Source organism: Streptomyces acidicola (assembly GCF_009377235.1).
Classification (GTDB): Bacteria; Actinomycetota; Actinomycetes; order Streptomycetales; family Streptomycetaceae; genus Streptomyces; species Streptomyces acidicola.
Map to the genome: position 1 here is coordinate 1 of NZ_VMNX01000528.1, position 1,258 is coordinate 1,258.

At 74.5% G+C, this 1,258-nt stretch carries 2 protein-coding genes; both read left to right on the plus strand.

Annotation, left to right across the window (positions count from 1 at the left end; genetic code table 11):
• Positions 1-67: 67 nt before the first annotated feature.
• Positions 68-1,000 (plus strand): aminoglycoside phosphotransferase family protein, encoded by a 933-nt coding sequence (locus FPZ41_RS46595; protein ID WP_322621603.1) that lies wholly within the window; start codon positions 68-70, stop codon positions 998-1,000.
• An 81-nt stretch (positions 1,001-1,081) separates the two neighbouring features.
• Positions 1,082-1,258, plus strand: a 177-nt coding sequence (locus tag FPZ41_RS46600; RefSeq protein WP_194236473.1) for a TFIIB-type zinc ribbon-containing protein, incomplete at its 3' end; no start/stop codon positions are given.

Below are 1,258 nucleotides of genomic sequence, written 5' to 3' on the forward strand. Positions count from 1 at the left end.
CCGCACACCCGCCCCCGAAACCCCTGCGTACGCTCGACGGCAAGTGCCGTCCCCCCAGAGGAGCCCCGTGACCGCAGACGTACTACCCGCCCTGACCGCCAGGGCACGCGGCGCGGCTCATCCTCAAGGCGAAGCCTGCGCGCACGACGACACCGTGCTCGCCGAGCGCGACGACGGCACCGTCGTACGGCACGGCGACACGGTGGCCAAGGCGCACGCTCCGGGCACGGACTCCACCGAACTCTCCCCCCGCCTCACCACCGCCGCCGCACTCCCCGACATCCTCCTGGCCCCTCTTCACCCCACCCCGGCCGACCTCGACGGCCGCCTGGTGACCTTCTGGCCGTACGGCACACCTGTCGACCCGGACGCCCCCGAGGACGCCCCCTGGGAGGCGGCGGCCGTGCTGCTCGCCCGGCTGCACAAGGCGCCCGTACCGCCCGGCCTGCCACCCATGCGCGGACCGGCGAGGGCGGCCCGGGCGATCGCCCGGCTCCACGCGGCCGGCCCCCACCCGGCCGCCGGCCCGATCCTGCGGGCGTGGGCCACCCTCCCGGCCTGGGCCAGGGACGAGGCCCCACTCCCGGACACCACGGCTCTGTGCCACGGCGACCTCCACCTCGGCCAACTCGTACGGCTACCCGCGCGGAGCGGCCCCTGGCGGCTGATCGACGTGGACGACCTCGGCGTCGGCGTACCCGCCTGGGACCTGGCCCGCCCGGCCGCCTGGTATGCCTGCGGCCTGCTCCCGCCCGACGAATGGACGCGGTTCCTGACCGCGTACCGGCAGGAGGGCGGCCCGGCGGTCCCGGCGGGCGGCGACCCCTGGCCGGCCCTGGACGTTCCCGCCCGCGCCCTCACCGCGCAGACGGCCGCCCTGGCCGTCGCGAAGTCGGTCGCGGAGGACCGGCCCCTGGACGAGGTGCAGCAGGCCGTGGTCGACGCCTGCGACCGAATGGCCGCCGTCCCACCTGAGTTGCCCCAACGCTCCACGAAGTAGGGTGCAACCGAGTGAAGCCGGGCAGTGTCTGTCCTGGCGATACGCGAAGCAGCACCGAACGGCGAGGAGTTGAGCCGAACCATGCAGTGTCCGAAGTGTCATGCGCCGATGCACACGTACAACCGCAACGGCGTCCAGATCGAGCAGTGCAGCGGTTGCCGCGGGATCTTTCTCGACTACGGCGAGCTGGAGTCCCTGACCCGTCTGGAGTCCCAGTGGACTCAGCCCGCGCCGCCGCCCCCGGCCGCCCCGCAGGCG